Annotated in this window: 15 protein-coding genes; 12 read left to right on the top strand and 3 right to left on the bottom strand. The window is 65.6% G+C overall.

The genetic code is table 11. The features are described 5' to 3' along the window. Positions 1–9 precede the first annotated feature (9 nt). The 7 genes from BC1002_RS19565 to BC1002_RS19535 all read left to right on the top strand — a co-directional run bounded on the left by BC1002_RS19565 (position 10) and on the right by BC1002_RS19535 (position 8,122). Positions 10–1,683 (top strand): ATP-dependent DNA ligase, encoded by a 1,674-nt coding sequence (locus BC1002_RS19565; protein WP_013091719.1) that lies wholly within the window; start codon positions 10–12, stop codon positions 1,681–1,683. A gap of 445 nt (positions 1,684–2,128) precedes the next feature. Continuing rightward, the gene (locus BC1002_RS19560; RefSeq protein WP_013091718.1) at positions 2,129–2,605 is read left to right on the top strand and encodes a response regulator; all 477 of its coding nucleotides are present in this window, start codon (positions 2,129–2,131) and stop codon (positions 2,603–2,605) included. Positions 2,606–2,876: 271 nt separating this feature from the next. Next, positions 2,877–3,743 (top strand): glucose 1-dehydrogenase, encoded by an 867-nt coding sequence (locus BC1002_RS19555; protein WP_013091717.1) that lies wholly within the window; start codon positions 2,877–2,879, stop codon positions 3,741–3,743. An 86-nt stretch (positions 3,744–3,829) separates the two neighbouring features. Continuing rightward, a complete protein-coding gene (locus BC1002_RS19550) occupies positions 3,830–4,147 on the top strand; it encodes a hypothetical protein (RefSeq protein WP_013091716.1) in 318 nt (105 codons plus the stop codon). 155 nt (positions 4,148–4,302) lie between these two features. Beyond that, positions 4,303–4,860 carry a (2Fe-2S)-binding protein gene (locus tag BC1002_RS19545; protein ID WP_013091715.1) on the top strand — a complete coding sequence of 186 codons (558 nt, stop codon included), beginning with the start codon at positions 4,303–4,305 and terminating at the stop codon, positions 4,858–4,860. Continuing rightward, positions 4,857–5,864, top strand: coding sequence for an FAD binding domain-containing protein (locus BC1002_RS19540; RefSeq protein ID WP_013091714.1), 1,008 nt, complete (start codon positions 4,857–4,859; stop codon positions 5,862–5,864). The genes BC1002_RS19545 and BC1002_RS19540 overlap by 4 nt, the downstream gene beginning before the upstream one ends. Beyond that, positions 5,861–8,122, top strand: a complete 2,262-nt coding sequence (locus tag BC1002_RS19535; protein WP_013091713.1) for a xanthine dehydrogenase family protein molybdopterin-binding subunit — start codon at positions 5,861–5,863, stop codon at positions 8,120–8,122. The genes BC1002_RS19540 and BC1002_RS19535 overlap by 4 nt, the downstream gene beginning before the upstream one ends. 44 nt (positions 8,123–8,166) lie before the next feature. Here BC1002_RS19535 and BC1002_RS19530 read toward each other — a convergent pair whose 3' ends face one another. Next, positions 8,167–8,589, bottom strand: a complete 423-nt coding sequence (locus tag BC1002_RS19530) for a PRC-barrel domain-containing protein (RefSeq protein WP_013091712.1) — start codon at positions 8,587–8,589, stop codon at positions 8,167–8,169. A gap of 285 nt (positions 8,590–8,874) precedes the next feature. Here BC1002_RS19530 and glgX point away from each other — a divergent pair, with 285 nt between their 5' ends. From glgX to BC1002_RS19520, 3 genes are all read left to right on the top strand, one after another. Beyond that, a complete protein-coding gene (glgX, locus tag BC1002_RS19525) occupies positions 8,875–11,088 on the top strand; it encodes a glycogen debranching protein GlgX (protein WP_013091711.1) in 2,214 nt (737 codons plus the stop codon). 151 nt (positions 11,089–11,239) lie between these two features. Continuing rightward, complete coding sequence (locus tag BC1002_RS36435) at positions 11,240–11,416, top strand: DUF2934 domain-containing protein (protein WP_013091710.1); 177 nt, start codon at positions 11,240–11,242, stop codon at positions 11,414–11,416. A 92-nt stretch (positions 11,417–11,508) separates the two neighbouring features. Next, the gene (locus BC1002_RS19520; protein WP_013091709.1) at positions 11,509–13,575 is read left to right on the top strand and encodes an AI-2E family transporter; all 2,067 of its coding nucleotides are present in this window, start codon (positions 11,509–11,511) and stop codon (positions 13,573–13,575) included. Between the two features lie 129 nt (positions 13,576–13,704). On the opposite strand, the gene BC1002_RS38475 is transcribed toward BC1002_RS19520, so the two are convergent. Further along, positions 13,705–13,878, bottom strand: a complete 174-nt coding sequence (locus BC1002_RS38475) for a hypothetical protein (protein ID WP_013091708.1) — start codon at positions 13,876–13,878, stop codon at positions 13,705–13,707. Between the two features lie 40 nt (positions 13,879–13,918). After that, positions 13,919–15,544 (bottom strand): FAD-dependent oxidoreductase, encoded by a 1,626-nt coding sequence (locus BC1002_RS19515; RefSeq protein WP_013091707.1) that lies wholly within the window; start codon positions 15,542–15,544, stop codon positions 13,919–13,921. Positions 15,545–15,794: 250 nt separating this feature from the next. Here BC1002_RS19515 and BC1002_RS19510 point away from each other — a divergent pair, with 250 nt between their 5' ends. Together BC1002_RS19510 and BC1002_RS19505 are read left to right on the top strand one after the other, a co-directional pair. Then, positions 15,795–17,954 carry a hybrid sensor histidine kinase/response regulator gene (locus tag BC1002_RS19510; protein WP_041734972.1) on the top strand — a complete coding sequence of 720 codons (2,160 nt, stop codon included), beginning with the start codon at positions 15,795–15,797 and terminating at the stop codon, positions 17,952–17,954. Positions 17,955–18,107: 153 nt separating this feature from the next. Then, the gene (locus BC1002_RS19505) at positions 18,108–18,395 is read left to right on the top strand and encodes a hypothetical protein (protein ID WP_013091705.1); all 288 of its coding nucleotides are present in this window, start codon (positions 18,108–18,110) and stop codon (positions 18,393–18,395) included. Positions 18,396–18,444: the final 49 nt, after the last annotated feature.

The raw sequence follows: 18,444 nt of genomic DNA, 5'->3' as shown, positions 1-18,444 counted from the left end.
GGACACCGTATGAAACGCTTCGCAGCCCTTTACACCGCGCTCGATGCGACCACGTCGACGCACGACAAGCTCGCGGCGCTGACCAGTTATTTCTCGGCGGCCGAGCCCGAAGACGCCGCATGGGCGTCGTATTTCCTCGCTGGTGGCAAGCCGCGTCAACTGGTGCCGACGCGTTTGCTGACGGACATCGCGCGCGAGCGTGCCGGCTTGCCCGAGTGGCTGTTCGAGGAGTCGTATCACGCGGTCGGCGATCTGGCCGAGACCATCGCGCATATCCTGCCGCCCGCGTCGCGCGACTCCGAGCTGGGTCTCACGCAATGGATCGAGCAACGCATGCTGCCATTGCGCGGCCTGCCGCCCGACGAGTTGCGCACGCGGCTACTCAGTTACTGGGATGAACTCGACTGGGGCGGTCGCTTCCTGCTGACCAAGCTGATCGGCGGCGGCTTTCGTGTCGGCGTCGCGCGGCAACTGGTGGTGCGCGCGCTCGCCGAAGTGGCCGGTGTCGATCACAAGCGGATCGCGCAGCGAATGGTCGGCTGGACCGATTCGCAACAGAAGCCCGATGCGGCGCGTTATCTGCGTCTGATCGCGCCGCAGACCGACGACGATACGCAAGCGCACGCGCCTGAACACGATAGCGACCTCGGCCTGCCGTATCCGTTCTTTCTCGCGCATCCGTTGCAGACCGATCCGGCGACGCTCGGCGACCCCGGGCACTGGCTGATCGAATGGAAGTGGGACGGCATACGCGCGCAACTCGTCAAACGCGGCGGCCGCGTGTGGTTGTGGTCGCGCGGCGAGGATCTGATTACCGATCGTTTCCCCGAGGTCGCGGCATTGGGCGAGTCCTTACCCGATGGCTATGTAATCGATGGCGAGATTCTCGCGTGGGAGCCTGGCGCCGCCACGCCGTTGCCGTTCGCGCGACTGCAACCGCGCATCGCGCGCAAGACCCTGACGCGCAAGATCCTCGCGGATTCGCCGGCAGCGTTGCTTGCGTACGACCTGCTCGAAGCGAACGGGCAGGATCTGCGCATGAGCCCGCTGGCCGACCGGCGCGCGCGGCTCGATGCGTTGAGCGCTTCGGTCGAGGGCACGCTCGCGCGCGGTCTGCTGCGCGTATCGCCGCTCGTCAGCGGCGCGGACTGGAGCGCGCTCGCGGCGTTGCGCGAGGAGAGCCGCGCGCGCGGCGTCGAAGGCTTGATGCTGAAGGAGCGCGAGTCGATGTATGGCGTCGGCCGTACCAAGGCATCGGGCACGTGGTGGAAATGGAAGATCGAGCCGTATGCGGTAGACGCTGTACTTGTTTATGCGCAGCGCGGTCATGGCCGTCGCGCGAGTCTTTACACCGACTACACGTTCGCGGTGTGGGACGAAGCCGACGGCGTGCGCACGCTCGTGCCGTTCGCGAAGGCCTATTCAGGACTCACCGACGAAGAGATGCATCGGGTCGATGCGATCGTGCGCAAGACCACCGTCGATAAATTCGGCCCCGTGCGCAGCGTGACGCCAACGCTCGTGTTCGAGATCGGCTTCGAAGGCATACAAGCGAGTTCGCGCCATAAGTCAGGCGTGGCCGTGCGTTTTCCACGCATGCTGCGCTGGCGTACCGACAAACATATCGACGACGCCGATACGCTCGCGATGCTGAAAGGCTTTATCGATAATCGTGCGGGATAACCCGTAGAGCACAAACCCCTAACGCGTCGAGCATTTTTTTATCGGCATCGTCGCTTATCCTTTGGTTATGACCGCGTCTTCGATCGGCGCCAAAAGAGCGCTAGCGGCATGCATTGCGTGGCCCCCTCGATCCGTTGAAATACCGATGTCGTGCGACGCCCCTGAGCGAGGCGGACTGCACAAGGACAGAGCGTCAATCGATATTGCGCAGCGCGCACATTGCAGGCGCCGTCATTCAACCGCCGTGATGTATGGACACGCTGAATCCCGCATACCAGGTGATTGCAACGCTGGAGTGCGCGATCAGGCGTGCCGGACGCGGCATCGTCCGAATGAAGCGGAAATAACAAACAGCTTGCTGTAGTCCGGCAGACGCAATGGGATCGAATCTTGCGCGCGTGGCGCGGGATGCCCTTCAGGGCGAATGTAAAAAGGGCGAGAAAAAATGACTGTGTTCAACGACAACGTGGACAGCAGCGACGACGTGCTCGTATGGCGGCCCATCCGCTATGCGATGGCCGCGCATCGTCGCGTGCTGGTAGTCGACGATTACCGGGAAGCAGCCGACGCGCTGCAAATGCTACTGACGGCCGACGGCTTCGAGTGTCGTGCGCTCGACGATCCGTATGCCGTGTGTCAGACCGCGTGCGAATGGCAGCCGTTTGCCGTGCTGCTCGACATTAAGATGCCAGGACTCGACGGGCTCGAACTCGCACGGCGTCTGCGCGCGCATCCGCAGACCAGGCACATGCTGTTGGTCGCCTGTACCGCGTTCGCGTCGCGTGAGGATCGCGCGCTCGCCAAGGCGGCTGGCTTCGACGCGCATTGCGCGAAACCGCTGACACCCGAGCGTCTGCTGCGCGTGCTCGAATCGGCGGCCGCGTTGCATGCGGCGGAGCCATCATCTGAATCAGGTTGTTAGCGAAAACTTCCTGTCGGTTCTGTCATTTCTGCAAGGTCGTCGCCAGAAATCGCACGCGGCGCTGTGCGAATCCGTTTGTCATTTGTCTGCCATCTGGCTGCCACTGTTCTGTCCGCCGCAGCTTCTCTTTAGCCGTGCGAGCCCCTGCGTTGCAGTCCACCCAGGGGTTTCATCTCGCTCGCACGCGCAGGCCCACTCGTTGCTGAAAGACCGATGATGCGGCGCGCTTGTGCGCGCCGCCCATGACCATTCGCAATGAGGGAGATCCGACATGAGCGACACGCAACGCCCGGCACCGCCGTTTCCTGAACAGCAGCAGGACCAGACGCCCGGCCGCACGGCCGGCATGAACCCGCAACCGGACCACGGCGAGAAAACCTACGAAGGTTCGGGGCGTCTCGCTGGCAAGGCAGCGATCGTGACCGGCGGTGACAGCGGCATTGGCCGCGCGGTCGCGATCGCGTTCGCGCGCGAAGGCGCCGATGTGCTGATCGCCTATCTCGACGAAGAAGAGGATGCGCGCGAGACCGCGCGCTGGGTCGAGGACGCCGGTCGCAAGGCGGTGCTGGTCGGCGGCGATATCCGCGATCGCCGGCATTGCGATGCGATCGTCGACAAGGCGATCGAGGCATTCGGCCGACTCGACGTGGTGGTCAACAACGCGGCGTATCAGATGAGCTATCCGTCGCTCGACGCGATCAGCGACGAAGAATGGGACAAGACCTTCGATACCAACATCGGCGCGATGTTCAGGATCACGCGCGCGGCGGTGCGCCATATGAAGCCGGGCGGCGCGATCGTCAATACGTCGTCGATCAATGCCGATCATCCGAACCCCGGCCTGATCGCATATGCGACCACCAAGGGCGCGATTCAGAACTTCACCGGCGGCCTCGCGCAATTGCTCGCGGAAAAGGGTATTCGCGCGAACTGCGTGGCGCCGGGACCGATCTGGACTCCGCTGATTCCCTCGACGATGCCGCCCGACAAGGTCGAGCAGTTCGGCAAGCAGGTGCCGATGAAGCGCCCCGGACAACCGGCGGAGGTCGCGGCCGCGTATGTGATGCTCGCGTCGGACGAAGCGAGCTACATCTCGGGCGCGACGATTGCCGTGACCGGCGGCGCGCCGATTATTTAGGTTGTCGAATCCAAGGAGGCGAGGCTGCCGGCGACCGCGTAGCAGCTTCTCGCAGTGGTTTCCATAACGTCATAAGGGAGAGTGCCATGAAGATCGATGTATCCGTCAAACTCGGTGCCGCGCTCGTTTCGGGCTGCCTCGCGCTAGGTTTTGCGCAGGCGGGCTTCGCGCAGACCGGTTCCAATCCGTCTACGCAACACGGCAAGTCCGCCGCAAAACCCGGCGCAAGCCTGGAAGAATCGCGCACGCCGGATACGACCAGCACGAACGACGCGAACGGTAATGTCGGCGAGTCGGGGGGCGCGACCAATGGTGTCGCCGGTAGCGGCAATGGCCGCGCCACTACCACCAAGCGCTTCAAAGGCGCGACGCCGCCGCGCGCGGGTAGCGGGGCGGGGCAATAAGCGTTCAGTCGAGAGCGTCGAGCTGGCTCGCGACGCGCCGGACGCCGCGGCGGCATCGCGCTCGCGCGCTGCCGCCGCTTTGCATGGGTTCGAGTTGCATGGAGTTTCGACGCGCGTCGCGTTGCTTGCGCGACGCCTTGTGAGGAGGAAATCCGATGGCTACCCCCGATGCTGAAATCGCGCGGGCCGACGCGCCCGCGTCGCATGCATTGACGTTCGACATCAACGGCGAGACGCATCGCTTCGACGTCGAACCGTGGACTTCGCTGCTCGATCTGCTGCGCGAGCATGCGCACCTCACCGGCACCAAGAAGGGCTGCGATCACGGCCAATGCGGCGCGTGCACGGCGCTCGTCAATGGTCAGCGGATCAATACCTGCCTCGCGCTCGCGGTCGTGTACGACGGCGCTTCGATCACGACGATCGAAGGTCTCGCGAACGGCGATACGTTGCATCCGTTGCAGCAGGCGTTCATCGAACACGACGCGTTCCAGTGCGGCTACTGTACGCCGGGGCAAATCTGCTCGGCGTACGCGATGCTCGAAGAAGGCCATGCGCGCTGCGCGGACGACGTGCGCGAGCAGATGAGCGGCAATCTGTGCCGCTGCGGCGCGTATACGAATATCGTCGCCGCGATTCTCGACGCGGCGCATTTCGGCGACGATGCAAGGCAAAACGATCCGGTCGCGAATGAACCCGGAGCGCGGCCATGAACCGCTTCTCCTACACGCGCGCCGAGGCGGTGCAGGATGCGCTCGAACGGCATCGTTCGGACAAGGCCGCTGCGTTTATCGCGGGCGGCACGAATCTCGTCGACCTGTTGCGCGAAGACGTGGCGCGGCCGGCTATGCTCGTCGACATCAACCGTTTGCCACTCAGGCGGATCGAAGCATCGGCGCAAGGCGGCCTGATGATCGGCGCGCTCGTAACGAACAGCGCACTCGCGTATGACCATACCGTCGCGACGCGCTACCCGTTGCTCGCGAAAGCGATCCTCGCGGGCGCGTCGCCGCAGATTCGCAACGTCGCGACGGTCGGCGGAAACCTGCTGCAACGCACGCGCTGCTATTACTTCTACGACGTGGGCACGCCTTGCAACAAGCGCGAGCCCGGCAGCGGCTGTCCGGCGCTGCACGGCGTGAACCGCATTCACGCGATCCTCGGTGCGAGCGAACACTGCATCGCCGTGCATCCGTCCGATATGTGCGTGGCGCTGGCGGCACTCGGCGCCACCGTCCATCTGATCGGCAACGACGGCGCACGCACGCTGCCGTTCGCGGATTTTCACCGGCTGCCTGGCGATACACCGCATATCGACACCAACTTGCGCGACGACGAACTGGTGACCGCGATCGAACTGCCGCCGCAAGGCTTTGCCGCGCATCACGCATACGTGAAGGTGCGCGACCGCGCATCGTATGCGTTCGCGCTGGCGTCGGCCGCGGTCGCTGTCGAACTGGATGACGACTCGCGTGTCGTCGACGCGCGCTGCGCGCTCGGCGGCGTCGCGCACAAACCATGGCGCGATCCCGCCGCCGAAGCGGCACTGCGCGGCGAGACGCTGAACGCGCGGACCTTGCGCGATTTCGCGGCGGCGCTGCTGCGCGATGCGCGCGCCCAGCGCGACAACGCGTTCAAGATCGAACTCGCGGCGCGCGTGATCGTGCGCGCCTTCGGCGAGGCCACACAACGTTCGTTCGAGGAGGCCGCGCGATGAACCGTGCCGAAACCTTGCCGTCGACAGGCAGCCCGAAGCCCGCGATAGGCGTGCCGCATTCACGTGTAGACGGAACGGCCAAAGTGACCGGCGCCGCGCAATATGCGGCCGAGTTTGGTGCCGAAGGGCTCGTGTACGGCGTGGTGGTGTCGGGCACGATCGCGACGGGCAAGATCGTGTCGATCGATACCGCGGCCGCCGAGGCGCTGCCCGGCGTGCTGCTCGTGCTCACGCATCGCAAGCGCCCGGCGCTGCCGGCAGACGCCGACGCGTTCAAGGACATGATCGCGCCGAGCGGCACTCCATTGAGGCCGCTGTGGGACGAGCGCGTGTGGTACAGCGGGCAGCCGGTCGCGCTGGTGGTCGCGCAGTCGCTCGAACTCGCGCGTTACGCGGCGTCGCTGGTGCGGGTAGGCTACGAAGCCGCTTCTCATCAGACCGATATCGAAGCGGCGTTGATGAGCGCCGTGCCGCCGTCGGCCGGGAAGGGCGGCTTCGATCCGCCGCCGCCCGAGCGTGGCGACCCGCGCAAAGCGCTGGCCGATGCCAGGGTGCGCGTAGACGCGTTCTACACGACGCCCGCGGAATACCACAATCCAATGGAAATGCACGGCTGTACCGTGGTGCCCGATGCACGAGGACACTTGACCGTCTACGAGAAGACTCAGGGCGTCGTCAATACGAAGGGCTATCTGAAGCGCGTGTTCGGCTTTAAAGATGACGAAGTGCAGGTGGTGTCGCCGTTCGTCGGCGGCGCGTTCGGTTCCGGCTTGCGGCCGCAATATCATCTGGCGCTCGCGGTGATGGCCGCGCGCGAACTGAAGAAGCCCGTACGTGTCACATTGACCCGGCAGCAGATGTTCACCTTCGCGCATCGGCCGCAGTCGGTGCAGCGCGTCGCGCTCGGCGCGTCCGCGGATGGCCGCCTGCAGGCGGTGATCCACGAGGCGGTGTCGGAGACCTCGCGCTACGAGGAGTTCTGCGACGTGGTGGTCAACTGGGCGGGGCAGCTGTATCGATGCGACAACGTGTCGATGGGCTACAAGGTCGCGAAGCTCGACGTGCCGACGCCGGCCGACATGCGCGCGCCCGGCGCGACACAAGGGCTCTTTCCGCTCGAAGTCGCGATGGACGAACTCGCCGAGGCATTGCGAATGGACCCGCTCGAATTGCGGCTCGTCAACTATGCGGAGCGCGACGCGAACAAGAACCTGCCGTTTTCGAGCAAGGCGCTGCGCGACTGCTATCGCGAAGGCGCGGCCCGCTTCGGCTGGGCGGGGCGGCCGCTCGAACCGCGCGCACGCCGCGAAGGCAATGAGTTGATCGGCTGGGGCATGGCGACCGGCGCGTGGGACGCGATGCAGAACAAAGCGGCCGCCCGCGCGGTGCTGACGCCAGATGGCCGCGTCCGAGTGTCGAGCTCGACCGCCGATATCGGCACCGGCACCTACACCGCGATGACGCAGATCGCCGCCGATGCGCTCGGCATGCCGCTCGCCGACGTCAGCTTCGAACTCGGCGATACGCGGCTGCCGAAGGCGCCGATCGAGGGCGGATCGTGGACGGTGTCGTCAGTGGGCAGCGCAGTCGATGCGGCCTGCACGCGCCTGCACAACCGTCTGGTCGAACTGGCGCGCGAATATGGCGGTGCGCGCTTCGCGTCGGTGGATCGCGAAGCAGTGCGACGCGAGCGCAACCAGCTCGTGTGCGGCCCGCACGCGGACGACTCGATCGCGATCGCGACGCTGCTCGAACGCGCCGGACTCGATGAACTCGAAGAGCAGGCGAGCGTGAAGCCGCACGTCAAGCAGCAGGCGTATTCGATGGGCACGCATTCGGCGGTGTTCGCCGAAGTGCGCGTCGACGAAACGCTCGGCATCGTGCGCGTGACGCGCGTGGTCAGCGCGGTCGCGGCGGGGCGCATCGTCAATCCGAAGACGGCGGGCAATCAGGTCGCGGGCGGCGTCGTGTGGGGCATCAGCATGGCGTTGCACGAGCACGGCCAGTTCGATCACGTGCTCGGACGGCAGATGAATCACAACCTCGCCGAATATCACATGCCCGTGAACGCCGATATTCACGAGATCGACGTGCTGTTCGTCGACGAGCGCGACGACATCGTCAATCCGCTCGGCGTCAAAGGCGTCGGAGAAATCGGCGTGGTGGGCGTGGCCGCCGCGGTCTGCAACGGGATCTGGCATGCTACGGGCAAACGTATCCGCGATTTGCCGATTACGCCCGACAAGCTGCTCGGCTGACGGCCCGTTGCCGCGTCGATCGATTCGACGCGGCAACGCCGTGCTCAATCCGCGTACTTGAACTCCGGCAACGCCTCGAGCGATTTCTTCGTCCCGTCGGGCAGCACGATACGTCGGTTGTCGATCTGCAGATCATTGAACGGCACCGCGACCAGATGCTTTCCCAGGCCGAGAAAGCCGCCGACCGACAGGATCGCGTAGGTGGTGCGCTCTGTGCCAGGCGACACGATCAGATCGTCGAGCGTGCCGATGTTGTCCTTATTGCGGTTGTACACGTCCGCGCCCGACAGCTTCGACGCGCGATAGCCGCTCGCCAGCTGCACGACGTCCGTGCGTTTTTCGGTGATCGCCTGCGGCGCGCCTTGCGCGAACGCGCTGCCGCCAGTGCCCAACGCGGAAATCAGCGTAATGGCGGCGAGAAGCGATGCGGAAGCGGCCAGCGGTTTGATCTGCGTGTTGCGCATCATCTGTGTTCTCCCTGGTTGCTGTCGTGGCGTTTCGATGGCGCGGAACGCGTGCGCCTTGCCGCTATGGTGCAAATCTCATGCCGCGACTTCGATCGGACAGAGCGATCAGGCCCATAAGTTGCTAACTAACCCGGCCTGCGGTGCGCGCTGTGCAATGTCCGGCGCGTCCGCCCCGAATGCCTACACTGGAATAACGAGCAGCCAGGAACACGTGGAAAGGCAGTTGAAAAAAAGCACATGCATGACCCCGAGATACCAACCTCCTTGCATCCACTGAGAACACCTATGTCATCCCCAGCCAGCTACTCGACGCGCATTTCCGAAGGCACGCCATTTCCGCTCGGCGCGACATGGAACGGCAACGGCGTGAACTTCGCCCTGTTCTCCGCGCACGCGACGAAAGTCGAACTGTGTCTGTTCGATGAATCCGGCCAGCATGAACTCGAACGCATCGAGCTGCCCGAATACACCGACGAGGTATGGCATGTGTTCGTACCCAATCTGAAACCGGGTGCCGTCTATGGATATCGCGTGCATGGTCCCTACGAGCCCCAGAACGGGCATCGCTTCAATCCGAACAAGCTGCTGCTCGATCCGTATGCGAAGGCGCACATCGGCGAACTGAAATGGGCGCCGGAAATTTTCGGCTATACGCTCGGTTCGGAAGAGCTCGATCTGTCATTCGATGAACGCGACAGCGCGCCCTTCGTGCCGAAATGCAAAGTGGTCGACGCGAATTTTTCGTGGAGTCATCCGGAGCGTAACGCGCTGCCGTGGGAGCGCGTGATTCTGTACGAAACGCACGTGCGCGGTTATACGAAACGTCATCCGCAAGTGCCCGAGCGTTTGCGCGGCACGTTCGCGGGTCTGGCGCAGCAGCCGGTGCTCGACCACATCCGCGGCCTCGGCGTGACCTCGGTCGAGCTGATGCCGATCCAGACCTTCGTCAACGACAAGCATCTGCTCGACAAGGGCCTGACGAACTACTGGGGCTACAACACGATCGGCTTTTTCGCGGCCGATCCGCGTTTCTTCGCATCGTCGACCGATTCGGTCGGCGAGTTCAAGGAGATGGTCGACCGCTTTCACCAGGCCGACCTCGAAGTGATACTCGACGTCGTGTACAACCACACGGCCGAAGGCAACGAACGCGGCCCGACCATCTCGTTCAAGGGCATCGACAACGCGTCGTACTACCGGCTGATGCCCGACGAGCCGCGCTACTACATCAACGACACCGGCACCGGCAACACGCTGAACCTGTCGCATCCGCGCGTGCTGCAGATGGTGACCGACAGTCTGCGCTACTGGGTCACCGAAATGAAAGTAGACGGCTTCCGCTTCGATCTCGCGACGATCCTCGGCCGTGAAGAGCACGGCTTCGACGAAGGCGGCGGCTTTCTCGACAGCTGCCGCCAGGACCCGGTGCTCTCCAGCATCCGGCTGATCGCCGAGCCGTGGGATTGCGGCCCCGGCGGCTATCAGGTGGGCGGTTTTCCCCCGGGCTGGGCCGAATGGAACGATCGCTTCCGCGACACCGCGCGCGCGTACTGGAAGGGCGACGAGGGCACCGCCGCCGATCTCGCGACACGCATCACCGCGTCGGGCGACAAGTTCAATCACCGCGGCCGGCGGCCGTGGGCGAGCGTGAACTTCATCGCCGCTCACGACGGCTTCACGCTGAACGATCTGGTCTCGTACAACGACAAGCACAACGACGCAAACGGCGAGGACAACCGCGACGGCCATGCGGACAACCGGTCGTGGAACATGGGCGCCGAAGGACCGACCGATGACGCCGACATCCGCCAGCAACGCGAGCGCCAGAAGCGCAATCTGCTCGCGACGCTGCTGCTGTCGCAGGGCACGCCGATGATCCTCGCCGGCGACGAGTTCGGCCGCACGCAGCAGGGTAACAACAACGCGTACTGCCAGGACAACGAGATCAGCTGGGTCGATTGGGATGCGATCGACGACGACGGCCGCGCGCTGACCGAGTTCGTGCGCAAGCTGACCACGCTGCGCCACCGTTTGCCGGTGTTGCGGCGCGGCCGGTTCCTGACCGGCGAATACAACGAGACCCTCGACGTGACCGACACGCGCTGGCTATCCCCGGACGGCACCGACATCACGGATGAACAATGGGCCGATCCGGCGATGCGCTGCTTCGGCCTCGTGATCGACGGCCGCGCGCAGGCGAGCGGCATTCGCCGTCTCGCGTCCGACGCGACCTTGCTGCTGGTGCTGAACGCGCATCACGACGTCGTCAATTTCACGTTGCCCGACATTCCCGAGGGCGAGCGCTGGACTTGTCTCGTCGACACCAACATGCCGGTGCGCGCCGAGCTGCCGCAATTCAGCGCGGGCGACGCCTACCAGGTGACGGGCCGCTCGCTGCTGCTGTTCGCGCTCGAAGCGCCGAGCCGCGCGACGCAGCGCGTGTTCGACCGCCTCGAAGAGCAACTGACTTCCGACGAAGGCGACTCTGCGCCGGGCTAGTCGAAGTGACCGAGCAACGCCAGTTCCGTTGCGTGAGTGGGCCGCACCCCGGGTACAACGTTTGCTCCCTGTGTTGTTGACGACACGCACGCGTCTCCGATCTTCGCCACCGCAGGCGCGCGCACGCAAACAGCCAAGCTGGGGTGAACAAATGGAACAGGAACCGAGCGTCGACGAGCAGATCCGCATGCGCGCCTACTATCTGTGGGAGCAGGCGGCCGAGCCGAAGGGCACACCCGAGCAATACTGGGAGCAGGCGCGCAGTGAGATCGAGAAAGAGGCACCACCGGTCGAGAGCGGGCCGGTGTCGGGCGATACGATGAAATAGGCGTTACTCGACCTTCCCGAGTAACGAGACTCTGAGCCGGCGCATCGCGCGCGGCTCAGGGACCTTTCCCATGCCCGATCTTCCTCCACGAGATGAACGACACACCCGAGCCGCGCGCCACTAGCCCCGCCGCGCGCATTCAGGCGGCGTCCGCCGCATTCGGTATCGAGGGCCTCGTCACGTTCGTCGTGGCGGTGATCGCGGTTGCATGCCTGTACTTCGCGAGCGCGGTGATGATTCCGATCACGCTCGCGATCCTGCTGAGTTTTCTCGTCGCGCCGCTCGCCGATGCACTGTGCCGGCTCAAACTCGGTCATGTCGCGTCGGTGTGCGCGGCGGTGCTGATCTCGGTGTCGGTCATCGCGCTGTTGTGCGCGGTGATCGCCACACAGTTGACCGATCTCGCGGCCGGCATGCCACGCTATCAGGCGACTATCCAGCACAAGCTCGATACCGTGCACAGTCTGACGATCGGCAAGCTGAACCGTTTCGCTAGCGAGGCAGGCCAGGCGTTGCAGCGCGCGACGATCGAGCCGCCGCAGTTGAGAGCGCCGAACGGCGCGGCGGCCGCCACGAGCCCGCAGGCATCGACGGCGGTGCCGGTGGAAGTGCGCGAACCGGTGCCGACGCCGTTCGAGCTCGCGCGGCGCGTACTGTCGCCGGCCATCAGTCCGTTGGAAACCGCGTTCATCGTTTTCGTCGTCACGATCGTGATCCTGCTGCAACGCGACGACCTGCGCGATCGCGCGATCCGGCTGTTCGGCTCGCGCGACCTGCATCGCACGACCACGGTGATGGACGAGACCGCGCGGCGTCTGAGCCGCTACTTCGTGTCGCAGCTCGGCGTGAACACCGGCGTCGGTGTCGTGATCGGCGCGGGGCTCTTGCTGATCGGCGTGCCGAGCCCGATCCTGTGGGGCATTCTCGCGGCGCTGCTGCGGCTCGTGCCCTACGTCGGCATCTGGATCGCGGCGATACTGCCCACCGCGCTCGCGGCCGCGGTCAGTCCCGGCTGGGAGATGGCGATCTGGTCGCTGGTGCTGTTCGTGGTCGCGGAACTGGCGGTGGGGCAGGTGGTCGAGCCGCTGCTGTATGGGCGCAGCACGGGCCTGTCGCCGTTTTCGGTGGTGGTCGCGGCGATCTTCTGGAGCTGGATCTGGGGGCCGATCGGCCTGATCCTGTCGACTCCGTTGACGCTGTGTCTGCTGGTGCTCGGCCGCCATGTGCGGCGTCTCGAGTTTCTCGACGTGCTGCTCGGCGATCAGCCCCCGCTGACGCCGGTCGAAAACTTCTATCAACGCGCGCTCGCCGGCGATCCGGATGAAGCGATCGAGCAGGCCGAAGTGCTGCTGCGTGATCGCTCGTTGTCGGCCTATTACGACGAAGTCGCGATCAAGGGCTTGCGGCTCGCCGCCAGAGACGTAACGAGCGGCAGCGTGACGAGCGCACAGCTCGCGCGCATCGAATCGACGACCAACGACCTCGTCGACGGCCTCGACGGCTACGAGGATCGTGAGCCCGCACCGCTGCCGACGCAGCAGAGCTGGAGCGCGCTGGGGCCGCTGGCGCCCACCGACGAAACGCAGCCCGCGCGAGCGATGCGACGACCGGTCGACGCCACGAACAGTGGCGTGAGCACCAGGACGGTCACGCCAGAGCAGACTCACGGCCCGCAGCAGGGGCCGAGCAGCGAACCGTCCGTCGCCGCGCCCGTATTCGCGTGGCATGCGCCGACGAGCCGCGTGTTGTGCCTGCCGGGCCGTGGTCCGCTCGATGCACTCGCGACGGTCATCCTGCTGCAGCTGCTCGGCAAGCACGGCTTCGCGGCACGCTCGCTGCCGCACGAGGCGGTGTCGCGCGCGTCGATCGACAGCCTCGAGGCGGACGACGTCGGCATCGTCTGCCTTCTGTATCTGCAGATCGACGGCATTCCGTCGCATCTGCGCAATCTGATCCGGCGCATTCGCGCGCGCTTGCCGAACGTGTCGATCGTGGTCGGCCTTTGGGCACCTGAAGAGACGCAGCAGTGGAGCGCGGAACAGCAAGAGTCGCTGGAAGCGGATTGCGCGGTGACGTCGTTGCAGCAGATGCTAGCCGCATGCCGTCACCTCGATGCGACGCGCACGGTGATTGCGGAGCCGCAGTTCGAGCATGGCTGAAGCCTTGCGGCCTTGCTGTTTTGCGGCCTCGCCGCATCGCGGCCGGTTATCCGCCACTGCCTGGCGGCGTCGCCGCATCAGCATCGCTCGGCCAGCCGCACGGGCAGCGCGTACCGCGCTGCCTCGCGACTATTGACCGGCAGGCTTGTCGTGCCCGGCCTTTGCTTTGTCCTGCTCCGGCTCGATCTTCGTGGTGCCGCCCGTCGAAGGCGGGTCGCTAGCCGGGAAGCTGTCCTCGACCTGCTCGTCGATCTGCTGTTCGCTCTTTTCCGGGTGCGGATGCTGTTCCTTATGTGTCGTCATGGTGGCTCCTTTCTGCAAGGTTGAACGGCAAGGCGATGGCTCACGACGCCGCCGCTTGCGGCGCGCTGCCGGCCGTTGCGCCGATGATCGCGAGCGCGTCGGCGCGCGACAGGCCGCCGCGCATCGCGTCCGAAAGCCGCGCGGTCAGCGCTTCGCGCTCGCAGGCGAAGACCGCGTCGACGTTGTCGTCGCGCACGTACAGCGCGATGAACTGGTGATGATCGAAGTCGCCATCGACGACGATCTCATCCCACTGGCTCGCGTGCCCCAGGTATTCGAAGTTCTTGCCGTAGTGATAGGTCCAGAAGAACGGCACGTCGGCATAGCGAGTACGCACGCCGCACATGTTCTGCGCGGCGATCCGCGCATGCTGCTGTGCGACGCGCCAATGTTCGATGCGCAGCGGCTCCTGGTTCTCGTGCAGCGAGAACACGGCGATATCGCCGGCCGCATACAGACCGCACGCGGCGCTCATGCCGGCATTGACGACCACGCCGCCGTCCTTCTGCAACGGCAGTCCTTCGACGAACCCTGTAGCCGGCGCAACCCCCGTGCCCAGCAGCACGACATCGGCGGCAATGGCCTCGCCGCCGTCGAGCATCACCGTATGCACGTTGCCTTCCTCGCCCTCGAGCGACGCGACCTTCGCGTCGAGATAGAACTTCACGCCGTTGCTTTCGTGCAGCGCGCGAAACATCTGGCCCGCGCGCTCGCCGAACTGCTTCGCAAATGGGACCTTGTCACGCGAAATCACGGTGACGGGCACGCCGTGCTTGCGCAACGCGGATGCGACTTCGAGGCCGATGAAACTGCTGCCGAGAATCGCGACACGGGTTTGCGATGCATCGTCGCCGAGCGCGTCGATCAACGCGGCGGCATCGTCGAGGTGCCGCAGCACGTGCACGCCGCCGAGTTCGCAGCCGGGAATGTCGGGCACTTTCGGCACGCTGCCGGTGGCGAGCAGCGCGGTGTCGTATTTGAGCGGCTCGATGCTCTGCTCGCTATTACCCGCGCCGGTTTCGAAATGGATCGTGCGTGCGGGCACGTCGAGCCGCGCGACCTTCGCGACGATCCGCTCGATGCCGTGCGTGTGCAGCCAGTCGGGCGGCAGCAGCGGTGGCACGTCGGCGGGCGGCATTTCGAACGAGGGAACGAATTTGCTCAGCGAGGTGCGGTCGTAGGGCGCATGCGCTTCGTCGCCGATCAGCGTGATGCGGCCCTCGAACCCGAACTCGCGTAACGCGGCACAGGCGGCGGCGCCGGCCGCGCCCGCGCCGATCACCACATAGTGTTCGCGTTGCGCGGTGGCATCGAGCGGCGGCGTGTGCCCGGCCTGTGCCGGCACGGCGATTTTTTCCGCCGACACCAGCACGTCGTCGCCGTCGAGCGTGACCGGGTAGCGATCGAGCGGCAGCAGCGGGGGCGGCTCCAGCACATTGCCGGTCGCGACATCGAACGTACCCTTGTGCCACGGACAGATGATGCGGCCGTGGCACAGCGCGCCCTCTTCGAGCGGGCCCCCGGCATGCGGGCAATCCGGTGAGTACGCGCGCACGGTGTCGCCGTCGCGCACGAGCAGAATCGGCGTGTCGTCCACGGTGACGCGCACCGCGCGGTCCGCCGGCAATTCCGATAGCCGCGCAACGCGGCGGGCAGTCGTGGACATCGTGAGGCCTCGCGCAAGGAAGGGCTCGCGAAGCGCACGCAAGCGCGTCGCGAGCAGGGAACGGAAGTGGGCTTGCGATCAAGCAGATCAGGCAGCAATCCGTGTGCCCGCACGCGTGAGCGAAGTGATGCAGCGAACCCGCTTGGGAAGATAGGCCGAGTTGCGGTAAATTTCGAGGCAGGGGAATTAGCGCGCGAACAGCAGCGTGCGAATTCGCAGGCACAGCCTTCCCTGACCGTATGCAACTTTGATGGAGCAGGTGACCGTGCAGCGTGCAGAACGTGTCGCAGTCGATGTGCCGATGCCGTCACGCAACTTCGTGGCGACACGGCGCATGTTGCTGATCATGCTGGCCGTGTCGATTTTGTTTCCGTTGGCCTGCCTCGTGGGCTACGGCTACTTCGACTACCAGCGCCGCATCTCCGATGCGAACGATATGATCGACCGCCTCGCGCGCGTGGCGCAGGAGCAGGCCGTCAAGGTGCTGGATCTGAACCGGCAGATGGCCTCGCGCGTGGTCGAGCTGCTCGGCGATTCCGACGATGCGCAGATTCGTGCACGCGAGCGCGAATTGCACGAGCGTTTGCAGGGCATCGGCGGCGACTTCCCGCAGGTGGCAGCGATCTCGCTGCTCGGCGTGAACGGCGAGCTGCTCGTGTCGAGCCTCGCGTATCCGGCCCCGGCGGTGGCGATCGGCCAGCGCGACGACTTTCTCGCCGCGAAGGCGATGCGTCCGCAGCCGTATTTCTCGCTGCCGATGTTCGGCACGCTGTCGAAGGTCGACGTATTCACGACCGCGATCGGCCGCTCGGGCGCGGACGGTCGCTTTCTCGGCGCGGTCACGGTAGCGCTGCGCAACGAATATTTTTCGCGCTTCTATCACGAGCTGACCAATGGCGATCCGTCGCTCGCGCTCGCGCTGTACCGGCAGGACGGCAATCTGCTGGTGCGCTATCCGCCATGGCCGGCCGGCGCGCGGCTGTCCATGCACAGCGCGTTCATGTCCGCGTTGCGCGACAAACAGCTGTTCGGCCACGTGCGTCTGAATTCAAGCGTCGACGGCGTCGAGCGGCTGCTCGCGTTTCGCCGCGTCGGCGACTATCCGTTGTATGTGATGAGCGCTTACGCGACGTCGTCGATCGTGGCGGCGTGGCGCACGCACTTTCTGTTGATCGCGGCGCTGACGGCGGTGCCCTGTATCGCGATCTGGATGCTCGTGCTGTATTCGCTGCGCCAGCTCGAAGCGGAGCGGCGCGCGTGGGAGCGCTGGCAGGGCGAGGTCGCGATGCGTCTGTCGGCCGAGGCGTCGAGCCGGCAGCTGCAGCGCATGGGCGCGCTCGGCAATCTGGTGGCCAGTGTCGCGCACGATTTCAACAACCTGCTGATGGTGGTGTCGGCCAACACCGAACTCGCGCGGCTCAAGCATTACAACGATCTCGAGAAGGAGGTGCATGCGGTCGAGCGGGCCACCGCCACGGCCGAAGCGCTGACGCGGCGACTGCTCAGCGTCGCGCGCAAGCAGCCGCTCAAGCAGGAACCCGTCGAGCTTGCACGCTGGCTGCCGGCCGCCGTGCCGCTGATCAACGCTGCACTCGGCGACACGATCGAGCTGGCGCTGCGTATACCGGAGAGCCTGTGGCAGGTGCTCGTCGATCCGACCGACCTCGAATTCGCGATCGTGAACATCGCGATGAACGCGCGTGATGCGATGCCGCGCGGCGGGCGCTTCGTGATCCGCTGCCAGAACAATCGGCTGGTCAGCAGCGACACGCACCTGCCGGACGGCGAATACGTGCTGATCGCCTGTTCCGACGACGGCGAAGGGATGCCCGAATCGGTGGCGCGACGCGCGTTCGAGCCGCTCTTCACGACCAAGCTGCGCGGCTCGGGCACCGGTCTCGGGCTCGCCCAGGTGCTGTCGATGTCCGAGCAGGCCGGCGGCACCGCGAAGATCGACAGCGTGCTGGGCAGCGGCACGACGGTGCGGATGTTTCTGCCGCGCTATCGTGAGCGCGCCGCAACGGCCGGCGTCGATGCGCGCCAGCCGCTGCCGACAGCGGCCGGGGCCGTGCTGCTCGTCGAGGACAACGAGGACGTCGCGGCCGGCGTGACCGCGGTGCTCGAAACCTTCGGCTGCGAGGTGCATCACGAGCCGACCGCCGACCAGGCGTTCGACGTGCTGAGCGCCGGCTCGCGCTTCGAGCTCGTACTGTCGGACGTCCAGATGCCGGGCAAGCTGAACGGCATCGATCTGGCGGAAAAGATCCGCAGCGCGTGGCCGTCGCAGAAGATCGCGCTGATGACCGGTTACGCCGACGAGCTCGACCGCGCGCGCCGGCTCGGCATCGCGATACTCGCGAAGCCGTTCAACATCGACGAATTGCATGCGCTGGTGGCGTGCGGCACCTGAAGCCGCGGCACACCGTTCGCGCATCGGGTCCATGGGCTTTTCCTGTCGTGCTGTGCTGCGGCACAGCCCTTGCTGAAAAAAGTGCGAGGTTTGCGCGTGCGGTTGCCGCGCGCCCACTTCCTTTCGACACTCTCGACACCCAGGAGAATCGCCATGAAGATCAGACACGCAGTGCTCGTTTCCACCTTGCTCGCGGCTTCGTCGCTCGCGATGGCCCAAGGCGCCGGCGGTGGCGCCGGTGCCGGCGGGGGGCCGGCCGGCAACGACCCGAACACCAACGCCGCGACCTCGACACGCGAGGGCGGCGACGCAGGCCCGGCGGCGACGACCACGCCTGCGACCCAACATCACATGAAGAAGCATTCGAAGTCGAAGAAGCCCATGACCGACTCGACGAATATGCCGGGGGCGGACGCGAGCAGCGATACGAAGGGGCAGTAAGCGCGGCGTATCGAGGCACAAAGGCGGCTGGAGCCGCGCGCCGGGTCTC

Origin of the sequence: Paraburkholderia atlantica (assembly GCF_000092885.1) — a bacterium.
GTDB lineage: Bacteria > Pseudomonadota > Gammaproteobacteria > Burkholderiales > Burkholderiaceae > Paraburkholderia > Paraburkholderia atlantica.
The sequence above is the reverse complement of the archived record's forward strand: the minus strand, read 5'-3'. Positions and strand labels throughout refer to the sequence as shown.

Coding starts and splice junctions, on each gene's coding strand:
- BC1002_RS19565 (WP_013091719.1), top strand. CDS start 10: ATGAAACGCTTCGCAGCCCTTTACACCGCGCTCGATGCGACCACGTCG.
- BC1002_RS19560 (WP_013091718.1), top strand. CDS start 2,129: ATGACTGTGTTCAACGACAACGTGGACAGCAGCGACGACGTGCTCGTA.
- BC1002_RS19555 (WP_013091717.1), top strand. CDS start 2,877: ATGAGCGACACGCAACGCCCGGCACCGCCGTTTCCTGAACAGCAGCAG.
- BC1002_RS19550 (WP_013091716.1), top strand. CDS start 3,830: ATGAAGATCGATGTATCCGTCAAACTCGGTGCCGCGCTCGTTTCGGGC.
- BC1002_RS19545 (WP_013091715.1), top strand. CDS start 4,303: ATGGCTACCCCCGATGCTGAAATCGCGCGGGCCGACGCGCCCGCGTCG.
- BC1002_RS19540 (WP_013091714.1), top strand. CDS start 4,857: ATGAACCGCTTCTCCTACACGCGCGCCGAGGCGGTGCAGGATGCGCTC.
- BC1002_RS19535 (WP_013091713.1), top strand. CDS start 5,861: ATGAACCGTGCCGAAACCTTGCCGTCGACAGGCAGCCCGAAGCCCGCG.
- BC1002_RS19530 (WP_013091712.1), bottom strand. CDS start 8,589: ATGATGCGCAACACGCAGATCAAACCGCTGGCCGCTTCCGCATCGCTT.
- glgX (WP_013091711.1), top strand. CDS start 8,875: ATGTCATCCCCAGCCAGCTACTCGACGCGCATTTCCGAAGGCACGCCA.
- BC1002_RS36435 (WP_013091710.1), top strand. CDS start 11,240: ATGGAACAGGAACCGAGCGTCGACGAGCAGATCCGCATGCGCGCCTAC.
- BC1002_RS19520 (WP_013091709.1), top strand. CDS start 11,509: ATGAACGACACACCCGAGCCGCGCGCCACTAGCCCCGCCGCGCGCATT.
- BC1002_RS38475 (WP_013091708.1), bottom strand. CDS start 13,878: ATGACGACACATAAGGAACAGCATCCGCACCCGGAAAAGAGCGAACAG.
- BC1002_RS19515 (WP_013091707.1), bottom strand. CDS start 15,544: ATGTCCACGACTGCCCGCCGCGTTGCGCGGCTATCGGAATTGCCGGCG.
- BC1002_RS19510 (WP_041734972.1), top strand. CDS start 15,795: ATGGAGCAGGTGACCGTGCAGCGTGCAGAACGTGTCGCAGTCGATGTG.
- BC1002_RS19505 (WP_013091705.1), top strand. CDS start 18,108: ATGAAGATCAGACACGCAGTGCTCGTTTCCACCTTGCTCGCGGCTTCG.